The sequence below is a fragment of the Streptomyces sp. NPDC059788 genome, from assembly GCF_042732265.1.
GTDB lineage: Bacteria > Actinomycetota > Actinomycetes > Streptomycetales > Streptomycetaceae > Streptomyces.
Genome location: NZ_JBHWHY010000014.1, coordinates 26,663 through 46,712, shown reverse-complemented (window position 1 = coordinate 46,712; position 20,050 = coordinate 26,663). Strand labels below are relative to the sequence as shown.

At 72.3% G+C, this 20,050-nt stretch carries 18 protein-coding genes; 8 read left to right on the top strand and 10 right to left on the bottom strand.

Translation table 11 applies throughout. The features are described from left to right. Positions 1-154: 154 nt before the first annotated feature. Both ACFV57_RS14480 and ACFV57_RS14475 read left to right on the top strand, forming a co-directional pair. Positions 155-745: a TetR/AcrR family transcriptional regulator gene (locus tag ACFV57_RS14480; RefSeq protein WP_385230531.1), complete on the top strand. Its 591-nt coding sequence runs from the start codon at positions 155-157 to the stop codon at positions 743-745. A gap of 86 nt (positions 746-831) precedes the next feature. Beyond that, positions 832-2,016, top strand: a complete 1,185-nt coding sequence (locus ACFV57_RS14475; protein ID WP_385230528.1) for a GDSL-type esterase/lipase family protein — start codon at positions 832-834, stop codon at positions 2,014-2,016. A gap of 14 nt (positions 2,017-2,030) precedes the next feature. Here ACFV57_RS14475 and ACFV57_RS14470 read toward each other — a convergent pair whose 3' ends face one another. The 7 genes from ACFV57_RS14470 to ACFV57_RS14440 all read right to left on the bottom strand — a co-directional run bounded on the left by ACFV57_RS14470 (position 2,031) and on the right by ACFV57_RS14440 (position 8,455). Beyond that, entirely contained in the window at positions 2,031-3,194 is a 1,164-nt protein-coding gene (locus tag ACFV57_RS14470; RefSeq protein ID WP_385230525.1) for an FAD-dependent oxidoreductase, read from the bottom strand. Between the two features lie 56 nt (positions 3,195-3,250). Next, entirely contained in the window at positions 3,251-3,934 is a 684-nt protein-coding gene (locus ACFV57_RS14465; protein WP_385230522.1) for a TetR/AcrR family transcriptional regulator, read from the bottom strand. An 80-nt stretch (positions 3,935-4,014) separates the two neighbouring features. Then, positions 4,015-4,791: an alpha/beta fold hydrolase gene (locus ACFV57_RS14460; protein WP_385230519.1), complete on the bottom strand. Its 777-nt coding sequence runs from the start codon at positions 4,789-4,791 to the stop codon at positions 4,015-4,017. A gap of 166 nt (positions 4,792-4,957) precedes the next feature. Beyond that, positions 4,958-5,431, bottom strand: coding sequence for a MarR family winged helix-turn-helix transcriptional regulator (locus ACFV57_RS14455; protein WP_385230516.1), 474 nt, complete (start codon positions 5,429-5,431; stop codon positions 4,958-4,960). Between the two features lie 57 nt (positions 5,432-5,488). Then, a complete protein-coding gene (locus ACFV57_RS14450; protein ID WP_385230513.1) occupies positions 5,489-6,292 on the bottom strand; it encodes a RimK family alpha-L-glutamate ligase in 804 nt (267 codons plus the stop codon). Further along, the gene (locus tag ACFV57_RS14445) at positions 6,289-7,200 is read right to left on the bottom strand and encodes a RimK family alpha-L-glutamate ligase (protein WP_385230510.1); all 912 of its coding nucleotides are present in this window, start codon (positions 7,198-7,200) and stop codon (positions 6,289-6,291) included. Before ACFV57_RS14445 ends, ACFV57_RS14450 begins: the two co-directional genes overlap by 4 nt. Positions 7,201-7,510: 310 nt before the next feature. After that, entirely contained in the window at positions 7,511-8,455 is a 945-nt protein-coding gene (locus ACFV57_RS14440) for an MBL fold metallo-hydrolase (RefSeq protein ID WP_385230507.1), read from the bottom strand. A gap of 214 nt (positions 8,456-8,669) precedes the next feature. Here ACFV57_RS14440 and ACFV57_RS14435 point away from each other — a divergent pair, with 214 nt between their 5' ends. The 3 genes from ACFV57_RS14435 to ACFV57_RS14425 all read left to right on the top strand — a co-directional run bounded on the left by ACFV57_RS14435 (position 8,670) and on the right by ACFV57_RS14425 (position 14,009). Then, positions 8,670-9,578 carry a LysR substrate-binding domain-containing protein gene (locus ACFV57_RS14435; protein ID WP_385230504.1) on the top strand — a complete coding sequence of 303 codons (909 nt, stop codon included), beginning with the start codon at positions 8,670-8,672 and terminating at the stop codon, positions 9,576-9,578. Positions 9,579-9,711: 133 nt separating this feature from the next. Beyond that, the gene (locus ACFV57_RS14430; RefSeq protein WP_385230501.1) at positions 9,712-12,417 is read left to right on the top strand and encodes a BTAD domain-containing putative transcriptional regulator; all 2,706 of its coding nucleotides are present in this window, start codon (positions 9,712-9,714) and stop codon (positions 12,415-12,417) included. Between the two features lie 284 nt (positions 12,418-12,701). Beyond that, positions 12,702-14,009, top strand: a complete 1,308-nt coding sequence (locus ACFV57_RS14425; protein WP_385230498.1) for a phenylacetate--CoA ligase family protein — start codon at positions 12,702-12,704, stop codon at positions 14,007-14,009. 39 nt (positions 14,010-14,048) lie between these two features. Here ACFV57_RS14425 and ACFV57_RS14420 read toward each other — a convergent pair whose 3' ends face one another. From ACFV57_RS14420 to ACFV57_RS14410, 3 genes are all read right to left on the bottom strand, one after another. Continuing rightward, positions 14,049-14,642 (bottom strand): exonuclease domain-containing protein, encoded by a 594-nt coding sequence (locus tag ACFV57_RS14420; RefSeq protein WP_385230495.1) that lies wholly within the window; start codon positions 14,640-14,642, stop codon positions 14,049-14,051. A 42-nt stretch (positions 14,643-14,684) separates the two neighbouring features. Continuing rightward, complete coding sequence (locus ACFV57_RS14415; RefSeq protein WP_385230492.1) at positions 14,685-15,557, bottom strand: DUF5995 family protein; 873 nt, start codon at positions 15,555-15,557, stop codon at positions 14,685-14,687. A 170-nt stretch (positions 15,558-15,727) separates the two neighbouring features. After that, positions 15,728-16,102, bottom strand: a complete 375-nt coding sequence (locus ACFV57_RS14410) for an STAS domain-containing protein (RefSeq protein ID WP_385230490.1) — start codon at positions 16,100-16,102, stop codon at positions 15,728-15,730. A gap of 699 nt (positions 16,103-16,801) precedes the next feature. Here ACFV57_RS14410 and ACFV57_RS14405 point away from each other — a divergent pair. The 3 genes from ACFV57_RS14405 (at position 16,802) to ACFV57_RS14395 (ending at position 19,931) form a co-directional block, all read left to right on the top strand. Further along, on the top strand, positions 16,802-17,791 hold the full coding sequence (locus ACFV57_RS14405; protein ID WP_385230487.1) for a TauD/TfdA family dioxygenase: 990 nt from the start codon (positions 16,802-16,804) through the stop codon (positions 17,789-17,791). A gap of 129 nt (positions 17,792-17,920) precedes the next feature. Continuing rightward, positions 17,921-18,688, top strand: coding sequence for a TSUP family transporter (locus ACFV57_RS14400; protein ID WP_385230484.1), 768 nt, complete (start codon positions 17,921-17,923; stop codon positions 18,686-18,688). A 145-nt stretch (positions 18,689-18,833) separates the two neighbouring features. Beyond that, entirely contained in the window at positions 18,834-19,931 is a 1,098-nt protein-coding gene (locus tag ACFV57_RS14395; protein WP_385230482.1) for an alpha-hydroxy acid oxidase, read from the top strand. Positions 19,932-20,050: the final 119 nt, after the last annotated feature.

Sequence of the window (20,050 nt, the reverse complement as noted above, 5' to 3'; positions counted from 1 at the left end):
CCCCTCCGTGCCCGTCGGCTGTCCCGTCCATGCCTCCGGATGCTACGCCGCAGATCCACTCGCGGTGCGGCCTCGCGGAACCTAAAAGACAGCACAGCTTGCCTAAACGCTTTAGGCAGATGCACACTGGTATTCGGAAGTTGAAAGGATCGTCATGGCACCACGCGTAGGGCTCACCACCGACCGCCTCACCCAGGCGGGCGCCGAGCTGGCCGACGAGGTCGGCTTCGAGGGGGTGACCGTCTCGGCGCTGGCGAGGCGGTTCGATGTCAAGGTCGCGAGTCTGTACTCGCATGTGAAGAACTCGCACGACCTCAAGACCCGGATCGCCCTGCTCGCCCTGGAGGAACTCGCCGACCGGGGTGCCGCCGCGCTGGCCGGGCGGGCCGGCAAGGATGCTCTGGCCGCTTTGGCCAACGTCTACCGCGACTACGCGCGGGAGCACCCCGGCCGGTACGCCGCGGGCCAGTTCCGGCTCACCCCGGAGGACGCCGCCGCCAGCGCCGGCGGCAGGCACTCCCAGATGACGCGGGCGATCCTGCGCGGCTACGACCTGACGGAGCCGGACCAGACCCATGCGGTCCGGCTGCTGGGGAGCGTCTTCCACGGCTACGTCAGCCTGGAGCTGGCCGGCGGGTTCAGCCACAGCGCCCCCGGCTCGGACGAGACGTGGTCCCGGGTCCTGGACGCCCTCGACGCCCTGTTGCGGAACTGGCCCGAGGCTCAGCCGCAGCAGCAGGCGTAGCCGCAATCCCATCCGTAACCGCACCCGCACCCGCACCCGCAGCATCAGACGTCCGAGTATTTGATCAACTGGTTGAGGTCATCCACATGAACGACAGCTGGATCAGCACGCCCATCACCGCGGATCTCCTCCGCGGCGCCATTGACCTTGAGCACACCGAGCACGGTGTGCTGCCGCACCGGCTGCCCGCCTGGGCCCGTGCCCAGAACACCGACGGGCAGCTGGCCATGGCCGAGTCACAGCCCTCCGGCGTACGGCTGGTCTTTCGCACCCGGGCCACCGCCGTCGAGCTGGCCACCCGGCCCACCAAGCGGGTCTACGTGGGTGTCCCGCCCCGCCCGGACGGCGTGTACGAGCTGCTCGTCGACGGCCGTCCGGCCGGTCGGGCGAGCGTGACGGGCGGCAACACGCTGACCATCGACATGGTCGCCGGGACCCACGAGCACCGGCCGGGACCGGTCGGCACCCTCCGCTTCACCGGCCTGTCCGGCGAGCCGAAGGACGTCGAGATCTGGCTGCCGCACAACGAGACCACCGAACTCGTCGGCCTGCGCACCGACGCTCCCGTCGAGCCCGCGCCGGACCGGGGCCGAAGGGTGTGGCTGCACCACGGCAGTTCGCTCAGCCAGGGTTCCGACGCCGCCGGTCCCACCTCGACGTGGCCCGCCCTCGCCGCTTCCCTGGGCGGCGTGGAGCTGATCAACCTGGGCCTGGGCGGCGGCGCCCTGCTCGACCCGTTCACCGCCCGTACCCTGCGGGACACCCCTGCCGACCTGGTCAGCTTCAAGATCGGCATCAATGTGGTGAACGCCGACCTGATGCGGCTGCGTGCCTTCACCCCCGCCGTCCACGGCTTCCTCGACACGATCCGCGACGGCCACCCCGATGCGCCGCTGCTGGTCGTCTCCCCCACCCTGTGCCCGATTCACGAGGACACGCCGGGGCCCCTCGCCCCGGACTTCTCCGGCCTCGGCTCCGGCTCCGGGCAGCTGACGTTCCGGGCCATGGGTGATCCGGCGGAGCGGGCGAGCGGGAAGCTGACCCTGAACGTCATCCGGGACGAGCTGGCCCGGATCGTGGCGCAGCGGGCCGCCGAGGACCCGAATCTGCACTATCTCGACGGCCGGGAGCTCTACGGCGAGGCGGACCACGCCGAGCTGCCGCTGCCCGACCAGGTGCACCCGGACGCCGCGGGCCACCGCCGGATCGGTGAGCGGTTCGCCGAGCGGGTCTTCACCGCCGACGGTGCCTTCGCGGACCGCGGTGTCTGAGGCGCACGCCCCGTTCAGGCACCGTCTTGCCGGTGCGCGGCGAACATGTCGAGCAGGCGCCGCAGGGCATCGTCGCCGAACATCCGGTCCAGGCTGTCGGCGGACTCCGCGGCAGCCGCCTCGCCACGGGGGAAGAGTGCCTGTTCGTAGACGGTGAGGGCGGCTTCGGTGTCGCCGGGGTGCGCGGCGAGCGCCCGGCCGAGTTCGGCGCCGTCGAGCATGGCGAGGTTGGCGCCCTCACCGGCGAACGGGGACATCAGGTGGGCGGCGTCGCCGAGCAGCGTGACGCCGGGGACGCGGTCCCAGCGGTGGCCGACGGGCAGGGCGTGGATACGGCGCGGGACCAGTGCGCCGTCGGCGTCGGCGATCAGCGCCCGCAGGCCCGGGTGCCAGCCCTCGAAATGCGCGAGTACGGCCTTCTTGGCGAGGTCGGTGCCCGCGCCGGTGAAGTCGATGGTGTCGATCCAGTCCGGGGCGGTCTTGAGCGCGGTGTAGACGTGCAGGCTGCCGTCGCTCTCGCTGTGGGCGAGGATGCCCTTCTCGTCGCCGAGGCAGAAGAAGAAGCCGCCGCCGATGAGAGCGGCGCTGTCCGGGTGGCGGGTGCCGGCGTCCAGCAGGTCGGTCTCGACGAAGGAGATGCCGGTGTAGGCCGGGGTGGCCGGTGAGACCAGCGGCCGGATTCTGGACCAGGCGCCGTCTCCGCCGACGAGCAGGTCGGTGGTGAAGGCGGTGCCGTCGGCGAGGGTCACCTCGTGGCGCCCGCCGTCCAGCGGCCGTGCGCCGGTGACCTTGCCGCCCCAGCGGACGGTGTCTTCGGGCAGGGAGTCCAGCAGCAGGTCGCGCAGCTGCCCGCGGTCCACCTCGGGCCGGGTGCCGTCCCCCTCGTCCGCTTCCTCCAGACGTACGGTGCCCTGCGGGTCGACGACGCGCAGGGCTTCGCCGCCCGGGTGGATGAGCGTACGGAACCGGTCGTACAGGCCCGCTTCGCGCAGGGCCGCCTGGCCGGAGTCCTCGTGGATGTCGAGCATTCCGCCCTGGGTGCGGGTGTGCCGGTCGGCCTCCCGTTCGTAGACGGCCGCGTCGATGCCGTGTACGTGCAGGACGCGGGCGAGGGTGAGGCCGCCCAGGCCGCCGCCGACGATGGCGATGTCATGGTGCGGGGTGGTGCCGGTGGTCATGGTGGTACCTCGATTCGCTGGCGGGGTGATGGGTGTGCCGACGTACGCACTGGGGCTCAGCCGTGTCGGGGGGTGGCCTCCGTGCCATTGATGACCAGGCGGAAGATCCAGGCCAACCGCTGTTCGGGGGTTCCGGAGTAAAGATCGTCGCCGAGAGCGGCGATCCGGGGATGCGTACGGTCGCAGACCTGCCGCAGCGCGTTCACGAGTGACTCGTGGTCGTCGTCGGCGGCGGCGTCGCGACCGGACTGCTCGGCGGCGGTGGCGGTGGCCACCTGGAGGAGGACGTCCACGCCCCATGCGGCCTGCGCGTCGGGGACCCCGCCCTCGTGCAGCAGGGCGAGGATCGACTCGACGAGCGCGAGGTAGTTCGGTCCGCTGGGGCGGGCCACCAGCGCGGAGTGCGCCAGGCCGGGGTGCCGGAAAAGGGTGAGCGTGCAGGAGCCGAGGAGGGCCACCAGCCGTTCGCGCCAGTCACCGGGCGCGCGGACCGGGCCGAGGTCGACCTCGCCGAGGAGTTCCTCAAGGATCGCGGCGTGCAGCTCGGCGGTGTTGGCCACGTACACGTACAGCGAGGCGGGGCCGGTGTCCAGCTCCTGGGCGAGGCGGCGCATCGTCACCCGCCGCAGCCCTTCGGAACGCATCAGGGCGACGGCCGTGGCCACGATGCCTTCGTAGGTGAGGGCGGGCTTGGCGGGCCGCTCGCGGCGGCTGCGGGAAGCGGGGGTCCGGGGCGTCACACCACAACCGTAACGAACATGTTCGTCACGAACAAGTTCGTCACGGCTCGACCGGTGCGCGAACGGCTTCGGGAGGGGAGTCAGATCTCCTTCAGGAAGCGTTCGACGATCCGGTTGTACTCCTCCGGGCGTTCCAAGTTGGGGTAGTGGGCGGTCCCGTCGACGGTGGTCGCGCGTCCGTTCCGTACGGTACGGACCAGGCGTTCGGCCATGCCGATGTGGTCGGGAGAGTCGACGCCCCCGTGGACGGCGAGCACGGGGACCTCGATCGCGGCGATCCGCGCCCACGTGCCGGTGACCGGGACGAGCAGGTTGGGCTCGTCGCCGCGGTGCTTGGACAACGTGCCCCTGGTCATGTCGCGGAGGTGTGCCGCGACTCCGGGATCGACCTCGCCGATGTCACGGTGCGGCCCCGCGGCGAAGAGGGTGAACGCCTCCACGCACGCGTCGAGGTCGCCCGCCGCCCCCGCCGTCTGCCAGGCAGCCGTGGTCCGGGTGGTCCAGGGGTCGGAGAAGTACGGCTCACTGGTGCCCGCGCCACTGACGACCACGCCGTCGACCAGCTCCGGATACTCCAGCGCGGTGTCGACGGCGACCCCCGCCCCCATGGAGACCCCCATCAGGATCACGGGACCGGTGCCGAGTCGGCGCAGCAGCGCGGCCAGGTCGTCGACGGCCCTGAACGGTTCGACGGCGTTGGCGGACCGGCCGTGACCACGGGCGTCGGGGGCGATGACGCGGTATCGCGAGGAGAGGAACGGGACCTGACGGTCCCACATGCGGTGATCGAGAAAGCCGCCGTGCAGCAGGACGAGAGGGCGGCCGTTGCCGGTGTCGAGCCAGAACAGATCATCCATGACAACCAAGGTGTCATGGATGACGAAAGATGACAACCAGGGTGTCATTCTTGGCGGGTCCGGGCTCGGAGATCCGCCCGCGCCGGTTCCCCTCACGCGCACGTCGGCTCGCGTCGCCCCCGTGTCAGTTCCCGTCGCGTTCGTGCCGGTTCGCGTCGCCCCCGCGTCAGTTCACATCGATGTCGTCGAGGGAGTGCAGCAGACAGGAGAGCACCCTGATACAGGCGGTGATGTCGGTGTCCGTGAGGTCGGCGCCCGCCTCGCGCAGCGTGGTGCGTTCGCGGTCGATCACGGCGTTGATGGCGGCCCGGCCGTCCTCGGTGAGCGCGATGAGCGAGGACTTCTTGTGTGCCGGGTTGGGCAGGAACTCGACCAGGCCGAGCCCGGCCGCGTCGTTGGTCATCCGCTGCACGAACTGCCGGCTCAGCGCCTGCGCCCGGCCCATCTGGGGCACGGTCAGGGGCCCGTCCTCGCGGAGCATGTTGAGCACCGCCCGCACCCCCACCGACAGCCCTTCGAGGGGCGCGTCCTGCTCCACCTTGCGCTGCGCGCGCCGGTACAGCGGCCCCACCAGGTCGAAGATCTCCACGAACCGGTCGCCCGGATCGCCGGGTGCCTGACTGCCGTTGTCCTCACTCACCCCACCATCATGACACCAGGGTTGCCATATGGTTCACGCCCACCCGGTACGGGCCCGCTACGCGTGCGACGCTCCGCCCGCCCGGCGCAGCGTCAGTTCCGCCAGGGCCTCCGGGGCGCCGGACTGCCCCCGGATGCCCGGGAAGGCGTTGATGTCCACGATGAGCGGTGTACCGTCGCCCGCGTCGATGACGTCCACGCCGTAGACGTCCAGTGCGAAGACCTCGCCGACCCGGCGCACCAGGGCCGGCCAGCCGGGCGGCAGGTCGCCGAAGGCCAGCGGCAGGTCGGGACCCCGCCCTGCGGCCGAGAGTTCGGAGCGGCGCAGGGCGGCGAAGAGCCGGTCGCCGACCGCCCAGAGTTTGTGGTCCCAGCCGCTGTTCGGGGCGAACTCCTGGAGCACGACGGGCTCCTGCGGGTGGGTGGCGGCCAGTTTCCGCAGCTGTGCGTCGTCGTCGAGGCGGGCCACCAGGTCCCGCTTGCGGCTGTGCCGGCTCTTGACCACCACGGGGCCGGACAGCCCCGGTCCGTCGGCCAGGTGCGCGAGCGTGTCGAAGGTACGGGTGCCCGCGAACGGGAGGCCGGCCTGCCGGGCGCGTTCCGCCATCACCGTACGGTCCTGGCACAGCGTGGTGGCCGCGGCCGAGTTGATCACCGCGGCGCCGCGGCGCTCCAGGCCGCGGGCGAGGGCGAGGGCCCGGGGCGTACGGGCTTTCAGCAGGTAGACGTCGGCACACGGGTCGGGAATGCCGGGCGCCGCTTCGGGGGCCAGCGTCTCCACGTGGTGCCCGGGGGTGAGGAGGGCGGCGGTCGCGGCCAGCAACGGGTGGTCGGGGTCGGCCGTGATCAGGCCGATCCTCATGCGGTCTCCCCCGCCGACGCGGAGACCTGCACCGGGATCTGCGGTGCGCGTGGGCCCGGCGCGGCCACGGCGGACGGTGCGCCCGGGGCAGGCGACTGTCCCGCGCGCGCCAGCCCGAGTACGGCCCGTGCCACCCGTGCCACGGCGTCCGGGACCTGCCGGAAGCTGGGGAAGTCGTTCACGTCGACGACCACCGGTCCCTCGGGGCCCAGCAGGACGTCCACGCCGTACAGGTCGAGCCCGTAGACCGCCCCGACCTGGCCCGCGATCGCGGCCACCTCGGCGGAGAGCGGCACCCGGCGTTCCCGTACCGAGCGCTCCGGATGCAGCGGGGAGCAGCGTTCGGTGGCGTACAGCTCGCCGCCGACGCAGTACACCTTGACGTCGATGCCCGAATTGGGCACGTACGGCTGGGCGATGAGCAGGCCCTCCCGGGCCAGTTCGGGCGCCATCGCGATGAGCTGCTCCGGCGACGCCACCAGGTGCACGGCCCTCCCCGAGCTGCCGTCGGCGGGCTTGACCACCAGCGGGTATTCCGACGCCGGCAGCTCCGCCAGCAGTTCGGGACGCGCCGCGGCGTACGTGGGCGGCATGGGGAGTCCCCGGCCGCGGCCGATCGCCGCGGCGAGCGCCTTGTCCCGTACACGGCGTATCGACCGGGCGTCGTTGACCGTGGTCATCCCGGCCGAGGCCGCCGCTTCGAGCAGGGTGAGCCCCGGGCCGCCGGAGACCGTCTTGAGCACCCAGGCGTCGTGCGACCCCGCCCGTACCGCCTCGGTCATGCACAGCAGGGAGCCGCCCGGCCGCAGCACGTCCACCTGGTGTCCCCAAGCTGTCAGTTGACGGATCACCTCGTTCGGCATCCCGTCGTGACGGTAATGTTCCTCCACCAGGAAGCAGAGCCTCATCGATCTTCCTTGTAATCCGCCGGCCGCCCGGCGCGCGTAGCGAGATCACAGGATGTCATGTCCCGTCAGCGGCGCTCTCCCCGGCGCCGGGGAGAGCTGTTTCCGCGCGAGGTCGCGCGTACGGGGTGGTCGACGGGCTCCGCGTGGCCGGGCCGTACGGGCGAGTGCCGGAGCGAAGCGGTGTGCGGCGGGGCCGAGGGGCGCGGCGGGGTGGATGCCACCGACCCTGGCAAGTCGGAGACTTCGGTGGGTACGGCTCCGGAGGCGTACGTACGGGGGCAGCGGCGTGCGGCTCCGGTGACGTACGAGGTCAGTGCCCGGCGGGCCCGTGTCCACCGTGCTGGGCGTGCTCGGCGCACAGGCAGCCGACGCCCTTCTCGATCCACTCCCGGCCCGCCCACTCCGGGTGCCGTCGGAGCATCAGCGCCGTGACCTCCTCGACGATGGTCTGCTCGCCGACCGCCGAATCGCGGCGTAGCCACGTCTCGTGCCGGAGCAGTTCGAGGTAGTCGCGGACGTCGGCGAGCAGTTGCGGGCCGCCGACCGCGCCGTGGCCGGGCACCACGGTCCGCGGGCTCCGCTCCGCCAGCCGCCGCATGACGGCGAGCCAGCGGGTGCCCGAGACGTCCGTGTCGTGGGGCGGGAACCAGGGGAAGATGGCGAACTGCCCGGCCTCCACGAGGTCCCCGGTGAACAGGACGTCCGCGTCCGGCACGGAGACCACCTGGTCGCCCCTGCTGTGCGCGCGGCCGGTGGCCCGCAGCCGCACGACGCGGCCGCCCAGGTCCAGGTCGTGGGTCCGGTCGTAGACGAGGTCGGGCCGGGCCAGGACGACGCCCTCCAGCCGGCGTGCGACCGGCGCGCCGAGCCGCCGGAACATCTCCAGGTAGCCGGGCCCCCTGTCCCGCAGGTCCTCGGCCTGGGCCCGGTTGACCAGGTACGTCGCCGCGCCGGCGAAGGCCTGCGCCCCGAAGGCGTGCTCGGGGTGGAAGTGCGTCGACGTCAGGTACAGCCTGCGTCCGCGGGCGTGGTCGGCCGCGAACTCCAGCACCGCCTCCGCGTTTCGCGTACCCATGCCGGTGTCGACGACCAGGACCGCGTCCCGGCCGCCGATGATCCCGATGTTCGGCACCAGCCGCACACCCTCGTCGGGGATGACGATCACGTCAGGGGCAAGCTCCCTGGCTCCTTCGACGCGTACGACGGGCTCCGGCAACGGCTGCTCGGGCAACGCCTGCCCGGCCATCTCGGCCATCTCTGCTCCTCGGCATTCGGCATGCATGGGGACATCGCGATCCGCCGGGACGTTTCTTCGGCCGTCCGCGCGGGCTCGCCACAGCGGCAGATCCGGTAGGACGGCAGATCCGTTGCGACGGCGGATGCGGTACGGCGTCGAGTCCACCGCCCGGGGCACCGTGGCGTCCAACACCGATCCCGTATCCCCGATACCGCGCCGGTATCGTTGCTGGATGGAGCTACGCCTGCTGCGCTATTTCGTCGCCGTCGCCGAGGAACTCCACTTCGGCAGGGCCGCCGCCCGGCTCCGGATGACGCAGCCTCCGCTGAGCCGCGCCATCCGTCAGCTGGAGACCGACCTCGGCTGCGCCCTGCTGCTCCGCTCCCCCACCGGCGTCTCCCTGACCGCGGCCGGAGCCGCGCTGCACGACGAGGCCCGTACGCTCCTGGCACAGGCCGACCAGGCGCGCGTCCGGGTGGCCGCCGCGGCGGGTTCGGCCACCCTGACGGTCGGCAGCCTGGCCGACAGCGCCGAGCAGGCCGGGACCCGGCTCGCCGCCGCGTACCGGGCCCGCCACCCGCACGTACGCGTCCGCATCCGCGAGGCCGACCTGACCGACCCGACCACCGGGCTGCGCGCGGGGCTGGTCGATGTCGCGCTGACCCGCGCGCCGTTCACGGACACCGGCCTGACCACCCGCGTGCTGCGCCCGGACCCGGTCGGCGTGGTCCTGCGGGCCGACGACCCGCTCGCCGGCCGCGGCGGCCTGCGCCTCGACGACCTCGCCGACCGCCGGTGGTTCCGCTTCCCGGACGGCACCGACCCCGTGTGGGCGGCCTTCTGGAGCCGTCCGCCGCACGCCGCACGCCGGGACGGCCCGGTCGTGCGCACGGCCCAGGAGTGCCTTCAGGCCGTCCTGTGGGACGGGGCGGTGGGGCTGACGCCGCTGACCCACCCCCTGCCCGAGGGGCTGGCCGCGGTCCCGTTGGTGGACATGCCGCCCAGCCATCTCGTCATCGCCTGGCGGACCGCCGATCCGGGTCCGCTCGTGCGTTCCTTCGTGGGGATCGCGACGGCCTTGTGGAACCGGCCGCCGCGGGACCGGCGTACGGTTCGGCACCACATAACCACTTCACCCTGATTCCTTCCGTTATACGGCCCGGCCGCCTCTCATGGTTCAGTTCCGGCCGCATTTTCCCCTTCTGACGTGAGCATGGCCCTATGACCTCGTAAGATTTCCGCCGTAACGACGTGGCCAGGGGGAGACGACACTGATGGAATTCCGGCTGCTCGGGCCGGTGTCGGCCTCCTCGGGGGACGTCCAGCTGCCCATCGGGCCGCCCAAACGCCGGGCGGTGCTGGCGCTGCTGGTGCTGGCCGAAGGCGCACCCGTGGCCGCCGACCGCATCATCGAAGCGCTGTGGGACACCCGGCCGCCGAAGCATGCCCGGACCATCGTCTACGGCCACGTCTCCGCCCTGCGCGGGCTGCTGCACGCCGAGCCCGCGGCCCAGGTCGTCACCGGGAGCGGCGGCTACGCCCTGCACGCCGCGCCGGAGTCGGCGGACGTGTGGCGCTTCCGCGACCTGGTGCGCCGGGCGACGGCCGGCTCCCCCGGCGAGGCGTCGCTCGCGCTGCTGCGGGAGGCCGTCGGCCTGTGGCGGGGCCAGGTGCTCGGAGGCACCGGCGACACACCGCTGATGGCCGCGGCGGCCGAGCGCCTCACGGAGGAACGGCTCGCCGCGCTGGAGCACTTCGCCACCGCCCTGCACGCGTGCGGCCGAGGCGCGGAAGCCCTCGCCCAGCTGCGGCCCGCCGTCGAACAGCACCCGCTGCGCGAGTCGTTGGTAGCGGTCGCCGTCCGCGCCCTGCACGACGCCGACCGTCAGGCCGACGCCATCGACCTCTACCACCGCACGCAGCGCCTGCTCGCCCGGGAGCTGGGCGTCGATCCCGGGAGCGCGCTGTCCGACGCCTACCTCGCCATCCTGCGTTCCCGGCCGGCTGGCGACCAGCCGGCCCCGGCATCGCCGCAGCCCGAGGCCATCGCGCAACAGCCCGCCGCCCCCACGCTTCCCGTCACCCCGGACACTCCCCCGCCGCCCTGCCTCCTCCCGCGCGCCCCGGCCGGCTTCGTGGGCCGCACGGACCACCTGGCACGGCTCACCGAGACCGCACGGTCGGGCAACCCGCCCTTGAGCGTGGTCACCGGCCCGGCCGGGGTCGGCAAGACCTCACTGGCGGTCCACTGGGCGTACGCGCACGCCGGTGACTTCCCCGACGGCGTCCTCTACGCCGACCTGCACGCCACGGAACCCGACGGCACCGGACCCCAGCCGGCCGGTGTCCTGCACGACTTCCTGCAGGCGCTCGGCGTCCCCGAGGAGCGCCTGCCCGCCGACGCGCGCGCCGCGGAACAGCTCTACCGCTCTCTGCTGGCCACCCGCCGCGTCCTCGTCCTGCTGGACAACGCCCGCGACTCGGCGCAGGTCCGCCCCCTGCTGCCCGGTACCCCCGGCTGCACCGTCCTGGTCACCAGCCGCAACCGGCTGGAGGGGCTGGTGGCCACCGACTGCGCCCGGCTGCTGCCGCTGGAACGGCTGGCGCCCGCGGACGGCGTACGGGTCCTGCGTACCGTCATCGGCGACGTCCGGGTGGCCGCCGAGCCCGCCGCCGCGGCCGAACTCGCCGCCCTCTGCGACGGCCTGCCGCTGGCGCTGCGGCTGGCCGCCGCCCGGCTCGCCGCACGGCCCCGGCTCGCCCTCCGCGCCATGGCCGACGACCTGGTCGACGAACACCGGCGGCTCTCCCTGCTGTCCGGCGAGGACCTCGGCGTCGAGGCGACACTGCGCCTGAGCGTGCAGCAACTCCCGCCGGCCGGTGCGCTGCTCTTCCGCCAGCTGGCGCTGCATGTCGGGTCGGACCTCGACGCCGGTGCCGCCGCCGCGCTCAGCGGCCTGCCGCCGGCCGCGGCCCGTACCGCCCTGGACGAGCTGGCCGCCGCCCACCTCGTCGAGGAGTGGACCGGCGACCGGTATCTGATGCACGACCTGACCAGGCTGTACGCCCGTTCCCTCGCCGAGCGCGCCGACACGGCGGGGCTGCACCGGCTGCTGGTGTACTACCTGGCCGCCGCCCAGGCCGCCGCGGCGGCGGCCGAACCCGGCAGCCAGCCCTGCTCCTCGCTGCCCCCGGACGTGCCCCCGCCCGCCGCGCCGCCGGTCTTCGCCAACCGTGCCGACGCGATGACCTGGTACGTCACCGAGCGCGCCAACCTGACCGCCGCGGTGGCCACCGCGGCCGACGCCGGGCACCCGGGGCTGGCCTGGCGCATCGCCGTACAGCTGTGGCCGGTCGTCGTACGGCAGGTGCACGACGGCTGGGAGCCGACGCTCGAACGCGCCCTGGCCGCCGCCACCGCGCTGGACGACCCGGACGCCGAGTCGCGCCTGTGCTCGCTGCTCGGCTGGGTCCTCACCGAGAACGGGCAGCACACCGCGGCGCTGGAACACCTGCGCCGCGCACCGGACCTGGCCGTACGGGCCGGGGACCCGCGCGGCCAGGTCATCGCGCTGATCAACTGGGCGGCCGCGCTGGAGCACGTCGGCGACCTGACCGGTGCCGGAACCCGGCGGGAACTGGCCGCACGGATGGCGCACGCCCTCGACCACCCGCACACCGAGTCGCTCTCCCTCTACCACCTGGCGGCCCACTGCCTCCTCGTCGGCCGTCCCGACGAGGCGGTGGCCCACTGCCGGCACGGCCTGACGCTGGCCCCGGACGAACAGTCGGACGAGCGGCGGGCGCTGCTCCTCGACACCTGCGGCAAGGCGCTCCAGGCCCTCGGCCGCGACGCCGAGGCCCGCCGCTGCTTCGCCGAGGCGGCGGCCCTCACCGGGACCCCGGGCCCGGACGAGAAGACGGCCGCCGGACGGAACGGCCGCGCCGCCGGGGGAAACCTGCGGGCCCTCGCGGGCTGAACGGACCGGGCACGACCAGCGGGCCGGACGAGCCGAACGAACGCCACGGGGCGGGTGGATGGTGCCGCCGGCCGATTCGCTCCGCTGTCCAACCGTGAAAACGGAACCTTGGATTACCGCGGAACGCGTCGTAGGTTTCTTGTGATCTGCGATCCTCACACTGCCCCGTGCCACGAGGAATCGACCGGGCCGTCGCCCCTGGCCGGAGCCGGGCCGGCCGACCGCACCACCGTCCCGGGCCTGGAATTCGGGGGATTCATCCGGCCGGAGAGGCGGACAGCGCCATGTCACGGACGCGACCGACCACACCCCGGCCGCGGAGCGGCTTCGAGGAACTGCACGCGCTCCAGCGGGAACGCGTCGGTACGGTCCTGCGCCGGGCCGCGAACGCCCCCTTCTACCGCGACAGGTTCCGTCTGGAGCGCGGCGGGACGATGCCCGCCGGCCTCGCCGACGTGCCGGTGACGACGAAGGCGGACCTGCGTGCCGCCTACCCCTTCGGCATGCTGGCGGTGCCGAGACGGCGCATCGCCACGTACCACGAGTCCGGGGCGGATTCGGGACCGGCGACATCCTCGTTCTGTACCGAGGACGACTGGGTGGACATCGGTGAGCGCTTCAACCGTATGCCGGTCGGCATCGGCGCCGCCGACACCCTGCTGGTGCGCGTCCCGTACGCCATGGTCCTGGCCGGGCACATCGGCCACTACGGCGCGCGGGCGAAGGGCGCGACGGTGATCCCCGCCGACAGCCGCAGCTTCGCCACCCCCTACGCGCGCGTCGTCCGGCTGCTGCGCGACCTGGACGTCACCCTCACCTGGTCCAACCCCACCGAGCCGCTCATCTGGGCCGCCGCGGCCCGCGCCGCGGGGCTGGACCCCCGCACCGACTTCCCGCGCCTGCGCGCGCTCCTGGTCTGCGGCGAGCCGCTGAGCGAGGCACGCCGCAGACGGCTGGGCGAACTGTGGGACGTGTCCGTGATCGAGGACTACGGCGCCACCGAGGTCGGGCCGCTCGCCTCCGCCTGCCGCTCGGGCCGCCGTCACTTCTACGCCGACCGCGTCGTACCCGAGGTCCTGGACCCCGCCACCGGGGAGATCACCCCGGACGGCACCGGCGATCTCGTCATCACCCCGCTGTACCGCGAGGCCATGCCGCTGCTCCGGTACAACCTGGAGGACCACGTCCACCTGAGCCACGAGCCCTGCGCCTGCGGCAGCCGGCTCCCCGTCATCCGGCTCGCGGGCCGCGCCAAGCAGGCCTTCGCGGTCGCCGGGCGGCGCGTCTCCCAGGTCCAGCTCGAAGAGCTGGTGTTCCGGCTGCCCGCCGCGTACGGCGTGCTGTTCTGGCGGGCGCGGGCCGGGGCGGACCGGATCGCCACCGAAGTGGAGGTGGACAGCGCGCACGCCGGGGCCGCCTGCGCGGAACTGGCCCGCGCGGTACGTACGCACCTGGGCGTGGACTGCGAGGTGGCCCCCGTGCCGCCGGGCACCCTGATGCCCGGCGAGGTGCTGTCCGCGCCGGGCGACGTGCTCATGCCCCGCAGTCTCTTCGGCCCCGACGAGGACTGGTCCCGTGGTCTCCTCTGTTGACGCGTCCCCGGCCGTCCGTCCGGTGAACCGCCGAGGCGGCTACCGGAATCCCTCCGGCAATGCGGTCCCGGCGTCGCGCAGCCAGGAAAGGGCCGCGGCGAAGGAATAGCAGTCGAACAGCGCCGAGTGCTCATTTCCGGCGGCGGGCCTGGGCAGGCCGAGCACTTCCCACAGGCGGCCGACGTTGACCGGCGCCGTCACCGGCGCGACGGTGTTCAGCCAGGGGCGCACGTTGGAGAAACGGGCGTCGAGAAAGCCGCTTTCGACCTGTTCGCCGCGAAGGCGCGCCCATCCCACGTTCTCCCCGAGGACGACCATGTCGTTGCCGTAGGAGAGTACGGACTGCCCCCGGCAGAACCCCAAAAAGTCACCGAGCGCTTCGGCCGGCGGCAGCCCTTTCCGGTCGACCGACTCCTGGTCGATGCCGGTGAGATCGGTGAAGTACGCCGACAGCCGGGGGTTGGCGACCGGCCGGACCAGCGTTTCGTACTCCTCGACCACCGAATGATCGTCGGCCAGGCGCAGAGCCCCGATCTGCACGATCTCCCGAAGCTGTCCCGGCTTTGACCAGTCGTGCTCCAGCGCTCCCGGCCATGAGGTGAATTCGAGGTCGAACACGACGAAGGTGGACACGGTGGAACTCCCCCTGCACTCAGTCCTTTCCCGGCCCGGAGTCTATCGCCGCCCCCACGCCCTGCCACTCCCGCTCCCGCTGGCGCTGCCGTGATGTGTCCGGCAGTACGTGTCGCGCATCGCGCGGTATCCGGGTACGTGCACGGTGTTCAGCAGGGCCGCCCATCGGGCCGCGTTCGTCTCGATCCGCCGTACGGCTCCGGCGCGGGCGGCGGGGGTGGTGGCGTCGACGAGTTGTTGTGCGTGCGTCCACGCCTGTTCCCGCCACATACGGAAGAGCCGGCCGGCGGTGTAACCGGCGATGGGGTTCCAGCGCGCGTCGGCCAGGCCCAGGACGGGATCGTAGCGGCGGGCGATCTCCTGTACGGCGGGCGCGTAGGCGCGGTCCAGAACCGCCTGGAAACGGTTGTAGTCGGCTTTGCGTGAAGTGCCGCCGGGGCGGGTGAGTCCGAGGGAGGCCAGCACGTACGGCATGTCCCGCTGGATATGGGCGTTGGCGCCGAGCAGGACGTCCTGGCCCGCGTTCGCATCGCCCGCCCGCGCCGCCTCGAAGGCCGTCTTCCACGCCTGCGGGACGGCTCTGCCTTTCTGGTCCGCGTGATAGGCGTCCAGATACAGGTTGACGAACCCGCTGTTGAGGTCGCCGGCCAGCCAGTCCGGCTCGTCGAAGGAACCCGGTTTCGCGGCGGCGGCTTCCAGAGAGCGTTCGAGATGGACGTAGATGACGGGAAAGGGCGCACGGTGATCGCAGCCCAACGTGTCGCGTACCCGGGTCAACGTCCGGCGCGCTTCCTGTACGCACCCGACAGCCGGCCCGTCGCAGGAAAGGCGCCGGACTTGGTCACGCGGTGGTGGCGCGGCGAGAGCCGGCCCTCCCGTCAGCAGCACCGCCCCCGCCACAACAGCGGTACACATCCTGACGCATGCGCCACGCGTTCGAGTCATACTCCCCCGCCTCCTTGCCATCGCGCCGTGGTACACCGCACCGGTCTGCCGAACGACCGCATCCGGTGAAGGTCACGCAGGAAATCGAGGAGGCGTTCAGCGGGGCTTCGGGGTCGGGACGCGGGCCGGGGACGCGCGGGTTACGAAGTGGCCGCTTTGCCGTCGCGGTGATGGGCGGCGAGGGCTTCGGCCGTGGTGGGGTAGGCCGGCAGCAGGGTGTCGAGGCCGGTGATGTTCAGCAGCCGGGTGAGCCGGCCGGAGGCGGCGGCCAGGCTGAGGGTGCCGTCGGCCGCCTTGGCGCAACGCCAGATGCCGACCAGGGCGTTGAAGCCCGAGGAGTCGCAGAAGGCGACCTCCTCCAGGTCGAGGACCAGGTGGCGGTGGCCTCGCCCGATGAGGTTCAGCGCCTCGGCGCGCAGGGCGGGGGCGCTGGTCAGGTCGATGTCGCCGGCCAGCGCGGCCAGGGCGAGATCGCCGTCGGTGTGCTGGGTGGTCAGCTGGAAGATGTCGCTCACGGTCGGCTCTCCGGCGTCGGGCCGGTGGGGGCGGCGAGGAGGCCGGGCGACCCCTCGCGCCGAACATAACGCCGCCTTGGGCGCGGGCCCCGGCCAGCCCGCCGAGGGGATTCACGACGGGGAATTCGGGACTCCGGAAAGGCCGTCGGAAAGGTACGGGCGTTCCTCGGGCACATGCCCCCGGCCGCCAAGAGTAAAGTTTTGGTCATCCTGTGTGGCTGGTTATGCACGCCATGACCGAAAGCTATGGGCTCACGATGGCTCGAACCAGGGACCGGAACTCGGCCGAATTGACGGTGTCCACTGAGTGAGACGGACACGCGTAACGACCTGTCCGGCACTCTCGGCGCAGTTCCGCCACCCATCACAGGACCCTCACAGGTCCTCTACAACCTCCACGGCGAACAAATGCGACGTAACTCCTTTATCTATGCCTTACACGGGCAATCGATGGCGGCCGACATCGGCGCAACACCATCCATGGATGACCGGAAACTTTCGTTGACACCCCAGAATCGCTGTCTCTACTGTTACGGGCAAATTCCGGCCCATTCCCTCCTTTCAGCTCATAGTGGGCGGTATGCCACCCGTTCACCATTTGCACGTGCGCATGTTTTCTGATGTTTGCCGGCCAGGTCCGCGCGCCCGAGCGGCCTGAAGACGCAACTCGAACGCAGCAATCAAGAACGAGGAGACACGGTGACCCCCGCACTCGCCGAACAGCAGATCCACCGCCTGTCCGAGGCCGAAACACGCAAGCTCTGGCAGCTCTCCCAGCTCGCCGCCCACGCCTCGGAAGCGTCTGCGCTGGCACTTTCCGGTCTACTTCTCGACCTGCCGAAATCCGTACGCACCGCGCTGCTCGAATTCGCCGAGGGCAGTGGCGACTCGGGGTTCTTCCTGCTGCGCGGAGTCACCCTCGGGGAGCTTCCCGACACCCCCACCGTCCACCACTCCGGCGCCCTGCGCGGCCACCCCACCGACGGCACCCTCACGCTCGTGGCGGACCTGCTCGGCTCGCTCGTCGGCTACCAGGACGAGAAGGACGGGGCGCTCATCCACGACGTGCACGCCGTGCCCGGTGAGGAGAAGCGCATCGAGAACAGCGGATCGGTGGCCTTCGACTTCCACACCGAGAACGTCCACCACCCGCTGCGCCCCGACTACCTGGGCCTGCTGTGCCTGCGCCAGGACCACGAAGGCGTCGCGGCCACCCGCGTCGCCTCGGTGCGCGAAGCGGTCCGGCACCTGACCGACGAACAGCTGGCGATCCTGCGCACCCCGCAGTTCTACAGCTCCTACCCGACCTCCTTCACCCGGGGCAGGACCGGCCCGGTGCCCCGCTCCGGGCCGCACCCCGCCGTCTTCGGGCCGGACGACCGGCCGTTCATGCGCTTCAACTCGCACACCACGCACGCCGCCGGCGCCGAGGCGACCGTGGCCCTCAAGGCGCTGGCCGAGGCCCTGGAGGCCGTCTGCCACAACGTCGTACTGGAGCCCGGCGACCTGGTCGTGGTCGACAACCACGTCGCGGCGCACGGCCGCAGCCCGTTCGTCCCGCGGTACGACGGCCGGGACCGCTGGCTGCGCCGGTTCTACTCCGTACGCTCCATCCTCGGCTGGACGCAGCACATGATGCCCCGTCAGCGCGTCATCCCGACGATGGAGGACATCCAGGGCGTGCTCTGAGGCCGCTGCCGCGCGTGATCGCGGCGCCCCGCCGAGCGTGACCGCCCCGCGCGGCCGTCCGCTCCTGGACCCGCCCTGCCCGCGCAGCCGCCCCGGACTGCGCGCCCTTGTACCGAGGACCGGAATACCGTGGATTTCATAGATGTCGTAGGGCTGCTCACCGCCGCGGTGGCCGCCGGGTGGGTGGATGCCGTGGTCGGCGGGGGCGGGGTGCTCCTCATCCCCGTTCTGCTGCTCAGCTTTCCGCACCTGCCGCCGGCCACGGCACTGGGCACCAACAAGATCGCCGCCATCACGGGCACGGCGACCGCCGCCGCCATGTACGCGCGGCGCACGACCCTGGACCGGAAGATCCTCGTGCCGGCCGCCGCCTGCGCGGTACCGGCCGGCGCGCTGGGCGCCCTGTCCGCGGCCACCGTGCCCACGTCGTACTTCCGCCCGGTCATCATGGTCCTGCTGATCTCGGTCGCCCTGTTCGTGGCGCTGAAGCCGAGCTTCGGCACCCAGACGCTGTCCCGCGAGGTGACCCGGCGGCGGCGCGTCGTCGCCGTACTCCTCGGCGGCTGTGTGGTCGGTTTCTACGACGGGCTGTTCGGGCCCGGCGTGGGCACCTTCCTCATCATCTCCTTCACCACGCTCCTGGCGACGCAGTTCCTGGAGAGCGCGGCGATGTCGAAGGTCATCAACGCCTCGTCCAACCTCGGCGCCCTGCTGGTCTTCGCGCTCCAGGGGAATGTGCTCTGGGCGCTGGGGCTCGGCATGGCCGTGGGCAATGTGACCGGCGCGCTGATCGGTTCGCGGATGGCCTTGAAGAAGGGCTCCGGATTCGTCCGTACCGTGCTGGTGCTCGTGGTGGTCGGCATGGTGACGAAGATGGCGTTCGACCAGTTCGCCTGAAGAAACGTTTGCGCGCAAGCACGTATACGCGCAGGCAGGCACGCGCTCAAGCACGTACGAGCACTAGCACGAATGCACGTCCAGCACTTGATGGGAACGACGAGAGAACTCACCGACACCTACCCCGAGTGACCGGAGGCCCGCCATGGCAACCGTACGGAACCTCGACGAATACCTGACCCTGCCGGATTTCGAGGCCGCCAGCGATGCGGTGCTCGACCAGGGCTGCCGGGCGTATGTCGCCGGCGGCGCCGGAACCGACCGCACCGTGCGTGCCAACATCGCCGCTTTCGACGACATCTGGCTCCGGCCACGGGTCCTCGCGTCCACGGCGACCGAGCCCCGTACCGAGGTGACCGTCCTCGGGCACCGCATGGCGCTGCCCGTCCTGCTCGCGCCGACGAGCCCGCAGCGGCTGCTGCACGAGGACGCGGAGATCGCCACCTCCCTCGCCGCCGAGGCGGCCGGGGTCGTGCCCATCGTCAGCACCGACAGCCACGTGCCCTACCCGGAGATCGCCAAGGCGTCCGGCGGGGCCAGCTGGTTCCAGCTGTACGCCTACCGGTCGCGCGACGACATCGCCGCGACGATCGACATGGCCGAGACCGCCGGCGCCTCGGCCCTGGTGGTCACGGTCGACGCCAGTCACGCCGCGCTGCGGGTGCACGCCCGGCGCGCCGGGTTCGCCACCCCCGATCACGTGGACTTCGGGACACTGCGTGCCCTCGGCATCCTGGAGGGCGAGGTACCGGCCGGCGCCCGCATCGACCGGCTGGCCCTGAGCTGGGAGGACCTGCTGTGGATTCGTGAGCGCACCCGGCTCCCCCTCCTGGTGAAGGGCGTGCTGCGGGCCGACGACGCCCGTCGCTGCCTGGACAGCGGCGCCGACGGCGTCATCGTGTCCAACCACGGCGGGCGGCAGCTGGACGGGGCGGTGCCCAGTGTGGTCGCTCTGAGCGAGGTCGCGGCCGAGGTCGACGGCCGGTGCGCCGTCCTGGTCGACGGCGGCATACGCTCCGGCGTCCACGTCGTCAAGGCCCTCGCCCTCGGCGCCGACGCGGTCTGCCTCGGGCGCCCGTACCTGTGGGGCCTGGGGATCGCCGGGCGCGAGGGGGTCGAGGCGGTGCTGCGGCTCCTGCGCCGGGAGATCGAGGACACCCTTCGCCAGCTGGGCGCGGCCGATGTCGACGAGCTGGGACCGCACTTCGTGGCCAGGGCCGGAGCCGGAGCCGGAGCGGCCTGAGAGACCTGGGACCGACGGCTGTGCCCGGTGGCCGGACATCGCGCGCCTGATCCCCCTCGTCACCGGGCCCTGCCCGTGGCGACGCCGTCACCGTCCCCGTGACAACGCCCCACCCCCAT

Coding starts and splice junctions, on each gene's coding strand:
- ACFV57_RS14475 (WP_385230528.1), top strand. CDS start 832: ATGAACGACAGCTGGATCAGCACGCCCATCACCGCGGATCTCCTCCGC.
- ACFV57_RS14450 (WP_385230513.1), bottom strand. CDS start 6,292: ATGAGGATCGGCCTGATCACGGCCGACCCCGACCACCCGTTGCTGGCC.
- ACFV57_RS14415 (WP_385230492.1), bottom strand. CDS start 15,557: ATGTGTACCGCTGTTGTGGCGGGGGCGGTGCTGCTGACGGGAGGGCCG.
- ACFV57_RS14425 (WP_385230498.1), top strand. CDS start 12,702: ATGTCACGGACGCGACCGACCACACCCCGGCCGCGGAGCGGCTTCGAG.
- ACFV57_RS14435 (WP_385230504.1), top strand. CDS start 8,670: ATGGAGCTACGCCTGCTGCGCTATTTCGTCGCCGTCGCCGAGGAACTC.
- ACFV57_RS14460 (WP_385230519.1), bottom strand. CDS start 4,791: ATGGATGATCTGTTCTGGCTCGACACCGGCAACGGCCGCCCTCTCGTC.
- ACFV57_RS14445 (WP_385230510.1), bottom strand. CDS start 7,200: ATGAGGCTCTGCTTCCTGGTGGAGGAACATTACCGTCACGACGGGATG.
- ACFV57_RS14480 (WP_385230531.1), top strand. CDS start 155: ATGGCACCACGCGTAGGGCTCACCACCGACCGCCTCACCCAGGCGGGC.
- ACFV57_RS14395 (WP_385230482.1), top strand. CDS start 18,834: ATGGCAACCGTACGGAACCTCGACGAATACCTGACCCTGCCGGATTTC.
- ACFV57_RS14470 (WP_385230525.1), bottom strand. CDS start 3,194: ATGACCACCGGCACCACCCCGCACCATGACATCGCCATCGTCGGCGGC.
- ACFV57_RS14430 (WP_385230501.1), top strand. CDS start 9,712: ATGGAATTCCGGCTGCTCGGGCCGGTGTCGGCCTCCTCGGGGGACGTC.
- ACFV57_RS14440 (WP_385230507.1), bottom strand. CDS start 8,455: ATGGCCGAGATGGCCGGGCAGGCGTTGCCCGAGCAGCCGTTGCCGGAG.